This is a genomic window from Flavobacterium salmonis (genome assembly GCF_903819435.1).
Lineage (GTDB): Bacteria > Bacteroidota > Bacteroidia > Flavobacteriales > Flavobacteriaceae > Flavobacterium > Flavobacterium chungangense.
Window position 1 is genome coordinate 1 of record NZ_CAIJDP010000116.1, and the last position, 7078, is coordinate 7078.

The 7078-nt window shown below is 28.3% G+C and carries 5 protein-coding genes; all 5 read right to left on the reverse strand.

Translation table 11 applies throughout. From position 1 onward, the window contains the following. Nucleotides 1-46: 46 nt before the first annotated feature. Entirely contained in the window at nucleotides 47-1873 is a 1827-nt protein-coding gene (locus tag FLACHUCJ7_RS25125) for a YecA family protein (RefSeq protein WP_180910969.1), read from the reverse strand. A gap of 320 nt (nucleotides 1874-2193) precedes the next feature. After that, nucleotides 2194-3141 carry a hypothetical protein gene (locus FLACHUCJ7_RS25130; protein ID WP_180910970.1) on the reverse strand — a complete coding sequence of 316 codons (948 nt, stop codon included), beginning with the start codon at nucleotides 3139-3141 and terminating at the stop codon, nucleotides 2194-2196. Between the two features lies 1 nt (nucleotide 3142). Then, nucleotides 3143-5023 (reverse strand): AAA family ATPase, encoded by a 1881-nt coding sequence (locus FLACHUCJ7_RS25135; protein ID WP_180910971.1) that lies wholly within the window; start codon nucleotides 5021-5023, stop codon nucleotides 3143-3145. A gap of 29 nt (nucleotides 5024-5052) precedes the next feature. Then, nucleotides 5053-5817: an HNH endonuclease signature motif containing protein gene (locus tag FLACHUCJ7_RS25140; protein WP_180910972.1), complete on the reverse strand. Its 765-nt coding sequence runs from the start codon at nucleotides 5815-5817 to the stop codon at nucleotides 5053-5055. Nucleotides 5818-5826: 9 nt separating this feature from the next. Next, nucleotides 5827-6909, reverse strand: coding sequence for a hypothetical protein (locus FLACHUCJ7_RS25145; protein WP_219634179.1), 1083 nt, complete (start codon nucleotides 6907-6909; stop codon nucleotides 5827-5829). Nucleotides 6910-7078: the final 169 nt, after the last annotated feature.

Sequence of the window (7078 nt, forward strand, 5' to 3'; positions counted from 1 at the left end):
AGGTGCTCACTTTGCACCGGAATTAGGTGGTCATTTTGAACTGGAATCAGGTGCTCACTTTAAAACGGAATGGGGTGATCAATATAACCGGAATTTGCAGATTAGAGCCAATTTGATTGAAATAACCACTAAGAGATTTATAAAATTTATGTAGCCAAAATGCTATTGCATCTGCGTAAAGACGTATTGCAGGTACCATAGAATTTTTCGTAATCTGTCTGTTTGTTATCCATATTGGAAAGGTAAAAGTTTCCAGTACCTGCAAAAAATAACCAATGTGCCTAGTAGGCTTGTAGATAGGTGCAAAGTCTGCAATCCGTGTAACGGGCATAAATGCAATCTCTTCATCAATTTTGATTTTTGTTGCATGATAATTTGCTTTTAACTTTGTTTGTCTTATTAGTTCGCTACCTTCCCCAGGAACTAACATCGTATAATCGGGTCTTACGTTGTCTGAAAAATAGAAACCCTGACCCTTTGATTTATAAATATTATAGATATCAATCATTGATGACATGCTACGAGTTTTACTAAGAAAAATATCTGCTGCTTTTGCAAATTTCCACAAACTCAATTGTTCCCAATCTTCACCCTCAGTAAGTGAAATGAAGTTGAATGCTGAAAATGACAACTTGAGTTCTCGTTCTTGAGGCTTATGCATTGCTCCCATGAAAAATCTTCCAATAGAATCATATAAACTTACGGTTAGAAACTTGCAGTCTGAAAGTTTAGGGCGGTTTTTTAATTCTGTAATTACTTTTGTTAAACGCTGATGTGAGTTTTCTCGATTATTTGCAGATTGGTAACTGAATGAATCTGACAATTCAGAAGGAGTCTGCAATGAAACATAAGCTAATCGATTATTATCAAAATGGAGAATAGCTTCTTTAAAGCCTATATCAGTTTTATCTTCAGAGAGTTCAATATCAGTTTCTACCCATCCCATTTTATTGCAAGCTATTCTTACCTCAGCCCAAATTTCTTCTTGATAGGCTAATAGTAAATCCTTTTCGCAACCATATTGTTTTGCTAATCTTAAAATGTATTCATTTAAAGCATTAACTTGATTTGATATTAAAAGAAAAAAATACTCATTATTAAACTCTACTATAGGGTAGAATAATAATGGATTAAATTGAGGATCGTAATCTTGAAAACGGCTATCATCTGGGGAAATGATGAAATCATTAATTATTTCGGGGCTGATTTGAATCAAACTACAAATTTTAATTAATTCAGTTTTTGAAATAGAAAAATCTGCTTCTTTATTAAAATGAATTAACTCTTGTGATTCTCTTTGACAGTCTGCATTTCCTTTAATTCCAGCTTTAGTAGCTAGCTCCTGACCTAAGTATAAAAGCAAGGTAATACCCTGATAGACCTGTGCCCTAAAAGCATCGGGAAGTTTAATGGTGGTGTTGAAAATTATTTGAGTTAGATTCCTGAAAATTTCTACTGGTTCTAATGCTATTCCAGGAAAAACTGTATAATTACCGCCATAGAAAATTATACTTTCGGAAAACATATTCTCTGCTGGATCCTCATTATGATTGCCGAAATACTCTTTCCTGATTGAATCATAAAGTCTTTTGATATCTTTCTCTTTCCTGTTATTTAAATTTGTGGCTACAAGTATAGCTAATTCTTCAATTCGTATATTCTTACCGTGATTCTCAGGCAAAAGTTGCAGGGAAATTATTTCATTAAGAAGGTGTTTTGACTCGTGTGTTTTTATATATTCTTCTGTAATACTTATATGGTGTTCGTTTTTATTAGATACAATTGTTGACCACCTGTCTACATTATGACATTTTTTATTTTTCTTACCAGACCCACATGGGCAAGGATCATTCCTTCCTATTTTGTTATTCATATACAGGTGCTTATGGTTAAATTATTACCTTGCTAAGGTAAAGATTAACATTAACTTTTTAATTGGATTAGGTAGTCTTATCGTTTTATTAAACAATAAACTAAGATATAATTAGAAATGTAATTAGCAAAATGAAGCAAACAAAGAATTGATGCTAGGAATACTTGGACTAGTAGCGATTTTTGTGCAGCTGAATGAGATAATGAGATAGGTCCGTATTTGTAGAATCGTTTGTACTGTAAGTATAGTTTTAAAAACTCCGAAATTCCATACTTCGGAGAGTTGGTACAATATTAGATTTTCATAATATTACAAAATAATTAAGGTTTTGTATAGTTTAAAATATCAAAAGTTAACTTTGAAAATGGTCTTTTATAATAATATTGATGATTGAAATTAGTTCCATAAAGTGTTGCTCTCAATTGACTTAATTTAGGTTTGTTTGCTAGAGGTATTTGATTGCTAATAGCACTTATATAACTTAATGGGTACATTCTTTGTTTATTGAGAATATCTTTTATTATTTCTTTATGAGACCTATATCTATCAAGCAAACCTATAGTTTCTATAGATTTTTTGAATTCTTCTTTGTATTTATTTTTAATTAGAACTAAATTCAATTCTAATTTACTCGTATCTGTAATAAAACTTGCTCCAATTGGATTTAATAGAAAAAAATAGGAATTATTAACATTGACATTAAGATGAGGATTAAAAAAATCTACATTTTGATGTTTTTTAATAAAATTACAAGGTTTACAACATGGTACTAAATTAAAGAATGAAATAGCCAAAAACGGATAATCTGTTTTAGAATAGATATGATCCCAATCAAATGTTCTTCTAACTGGATTTACACCTGGTTTGTACCTAAATGAATATGTGAAATTTTCGTTACAATATGGGCAAGCAAAAATATCTAAATTATCTGCTAAATATGAAGAGGAGTATTTAATACCAAGCTTCTTATTTTCATAGTTACCATCAATAAAATAAGCATACAGCGTTTCGAGGTCAAAATCTTCGTTGATCAGTTTTCTATAAGCTAAAGGTAGTGTATCAAAATAAGCTTTAATTTCATATAATTTTTGAGGACTAGCTTTTAACAAATCCTCAAAATCATTGATAAATCCTTCAAAATAGTGTTTTATCAAACGGTCTATTTTTTTAGTACTATATTTTACAGCTGTTGTATTGCAATAGTCCAAAATAGATTCTGAATGAGTTTCTAAAAAAGATTTGTAATTTGAATAATGGACACTAATCATCTTAATTCGTTTCGTTATTGTTTTTTATACCAATTTTGATAAGCTCATAATATTCATCAAAATTTTTCATTTTTTGAAAATCAATCATTTTTTGAATCTCATCCCGAATTAACAATTCTCCAATTAGTTTATTAAAATTCTCAACTTCAAGAATATTTTTAAAGTCTGATTCTTGATTATTAAGAAACTTTATTGCTTGATTGATTTTATCAAAGGCAAATTCACTAATGAACTCCTTAACATAAAAACCATCATTGAAAAGTTCAAAAATATTTCCTCCAAGAGTTGGTAAATGATTTTCTGATTTTGAAACTTTACAATTCCCAAATTCATCTTTTGTTAAGAAAATTAAATTGTATTTTGGAATATCTGAAACTATAAAAGGAGAATGAGAAGTAATAATTATTTGGATCCTTTTATCATATTTCTTGCCATAATGTTGAAAGAATTGATATAGGGTATTAATGTATTTTCTTTGCCACTCGGGATGTAAATATAATTCTCCTTCATCAATACTTATGATTATATTTTCCTTCTTAGAATGCTTAAATGCTTCGTGAAATTCTGATAATTGATATAAGATTGCGTCTTCACCTGAACTAAATGGTGTAATACTATAATTTATTACAGCTTCTGATTTGAAATCTGTTATTAGAAGTATTTCTTTTAAAAAGTTCCACAAATACTTGTTTATTGATAATTCAAAATTTCCATTACCAAAAAACTCTTTAGATTCAGATATTTCAATGTTTTCAAGTAAGACATCTAAATTGTTTAATAAATCATTTATTTTATCAATTTCATGATTTTGTGTTTGGCTTTTGTGCGTAATTAAGTATTCGTATATAGAATTAAAAATATTATCATCTAAAGGAAGTGATTTAACAAATGTTGATAGATTCTCTAAGTATCTAAGTTCACCAGTTCGTTTAAAAAAATCGTTATAAAAGGAGAAAAATAAATAGTGGAATATAATTCCTTTTTTTAATTTTTCTTTAAAGTTTCCTTCTTCGTTATATAATTTAAAACAGTGTTTAGATATTTCTACTAATCTATTAAAATCATATTCAGATTTATCTATCAATTTAATTGTCTCAGGAAAAATATTTTCATTGAACCATATTGTTATTTTTTCTGGAAATTTAATATCTCCTATAATTGAAAATTGATTTTCAATACTATCAGAAAGAAAACTGACCATTCTTTCTAATCTTTCATTCTGATATATAGATTGTAAATTGAAGCTTTCTTCTAAAAGTAAATACGTTTCTTTGCCTTCCTTCTTCTTATTGTAATCTTTTAAATATTCAGACACCTTACTAGGTGAAAGTGATTGGCGTAACTGATAATCAACCGAACGGTCTAAAGGATTGTCTAATCCTAAGTAGTTTACGTTTTGGTTTGAACTTAAATTTGAATAAAAAATTAAATCAATTTCTTTAAAAGGGTTTATGTTTTTCTTTTTGATTATTTTACCATTTTCTTCAGAGAATATTCCTTTCTTAGGAAGTGAAATGTTAATAGCTTGTTTTTTTCCAAAATGGAAAAATGTGCTAACATAATCAATTATTTCATATGAGTTATCTTCTTCATTTTCAATAATGACAACCACATTATTTACTAATGGTTTTTCAGCAGCAATTACATTTATTAATTTTAATAAAGAACTTTTTCCTGAACCATTTATACCTATTATTCCAGATATATTTATTATTTCAGAATTACTAAATAAGTCGTAATAATCATCTGTATTCTGAATACTTACATTTAAAATTCTTTTCTCTTGGTCAAAATTGAATTCGTAAGTATTTCTACCTCCAAAATTAAAACCTTGATTTTTAATTTTCATATAATCTTCAACCCAAATTGCTACTAGTTTCATTTTACTCTAATTGTTTTTGATTCTATATTTTAACTTAATCCAACATGTTGTAACCTATTATAATATTTTTTTGAATTCAATAAAATTATTGGAATATCAATATAAAAATCATTATTGAAACCAAATTTAAAATCAAGAGCATACTTGTGTGTAGGTTTAAATAAATCCATACTTTCGGCATATAATTCAACTTGAAATTTGAAAGCCCTTCCTTGTGGAATTTCTATTTCATCTTCCAATATAGTATTTACAGTTTCCTTGTTATTTGGTAATTTAATTTGATATTTTATTAATGGTCTTAAAATATTTGGCAACGGAGTATCTAGACCAGAAAGACCTATTGGTAAACGTTCATTTGTTAATATAATATTAGTCAGTAAAATTGTTTTATCAGAGTTATTTATAAAACTGAAATTTAAGATAGGAAATAAGGATTTGAATTTTACAACTTGAAAAGCATTGGGAATATTTTCATATTGTTCCCAACCACAATTTTCATTGTCAATTGTAACTGAAACAAATTGGATATTATAATTTGTACTAGTTTTATTCTGCTTCACTTTTAAAACCTCGTCAATAAGAATATCCTTCTTAGTTATTTTGGAATGGCAGGTTGGACAAAGCAAAAGCAAATTATCTACTTTATTATTATTTGGATTTTCATCAATATGATGTATTTCTAAATGTCCAACATCTGTATTACTACAAAATGGACATTTGGAATTTATTTCTTGCTGAAGAATTGCTCTAACTTTGCTTACTTGAGGAATTTTAGTTCTAATTTTCTTTTCCATTATTTTTTTTTAATCCCATTCACTAACGAATTCTTCTTTTCTTTCCCTTTCAATACTCATTTTCGCATACATTATGTTTCTTTCCAATAGTTCAATAAATTCAAGGTATTTAATATCTTTCTGATCATTTAGAAACTTTAAAACTTTTTCATATTGAGTTAATTCAAATTGTATGTTTGGCAACCTACTTCCCATTGTTACTCCAGCTGAAGTGTAAAAATCAAGCCTTTTAAATAGTTCTATATCACAACCTTTCTCTAAAATTATTTTTAGAAAATCAAGCATTTTATCTCTATAAATGGTAGTTACAATGTTGAATATTAATTCAATCATTTTATTATCTTGAGTTGTAATTATCTTGTTTTGTAAAAATTCAATTTCTTTATGGTTATTGCCTCTAAATGCTTTTGAAAATTCTGATGCACCGTGAACAAAAACACTTTTAAAATTTACAAGGTAGTTGATCATATTATCGAATATGAGCACATTGTTATCCAAATCCCACAACTTCTTAAAATCATTATCATTAAAATCACGTCGTGACAGATAATCTTTTTCATCGAGGCTATATTTTAATAAATCGGTAATGAAGTTAGCATTGTAGGATAAAATAATCTTGAGCACGTTCAAGTCATAGTCAAAGTGTCTACCTTGATCATCAAAATAGAGATATATTTTTTCTAAAATATTTAGGTTGTCAGCAAATATTTCACTGTAATTTTCATGAATGACCTTAAAAAAATCGCAATGCAGATTTATATAGGCAACCTTGCCAATCTTTGAAATAATTACGCCTAATACTTTTGGAATTTCAATGGCTGCTTCTATATCCATTTCCGGCATTCTCCTTATCATATGATCTAAAATCCATACGTTTTTATTATCTGGTTCAGAGACCACTTTAAGCAGATGATTATAATCATTAACTGTTAAAAAATCCTTTGGGACTCTCGTGAACATTTCCATCAAATAATAACTCTCGTTTTGTGATGTCTTAAAAACTGATTTCAACAAATTGATTTTGTCATTATCGTATGTCAGATTGGAAATTATCCTTCCGAAATATAATCTCCCAGCGAAATCGTACTTCATCAGTTCAAATAGAACTTCAGTGAATAAATTAAAATCACGTTGTCCTAAATCTAGGATTATTTCTGATACTGTGGAAAAACCGGTCAATTTGACCACCTAATTCCGGAGTAAATTGACCACCCGTTCCGGAGCAAACTGACCACCTAATTCCGGAGCAAATTGACCACCA

Coding starts and splice junctions, on each gene's coding strand:
- FLACHUCJ7_RS25135 (WP_180910971.1), bottom strand. CDS start 5,023: ATGAAACTAGTAGCAATTTGGGTTGAAGATTATATGAAAATTAAAAAT.
- FLACHUCJ7_RS25130 (WP_180910970.1), bottom strand. CDS start 3,141: ATGATTAGTGTCCATTATTCAAATTACAAATCTTTTTTAGAAACTCAT.
- FLACHUCJ7_RS25125 (WP_180910969.1), bottom strand. CDS start 1,873: ATGAATAACAAAATAGGAAGGAATGATCCTTGCCCATGTGGGTCTGGT.
- FLACHUCJ7_RS25140 (WP_180910972.1), bottom strand. CDS start 5,817: ATGGAAAAGAAAATTAGAACTAAAATTCCTCAAGTAAGCAAAGTTAGA.
- FLACHUCJ7_RS25145 (WP_219634179.1), bottom strand. CDS start 6,909: ATGAAGTACGATTTCGCTGGGAGATTATATTTCGGAAGGATAATTTCC.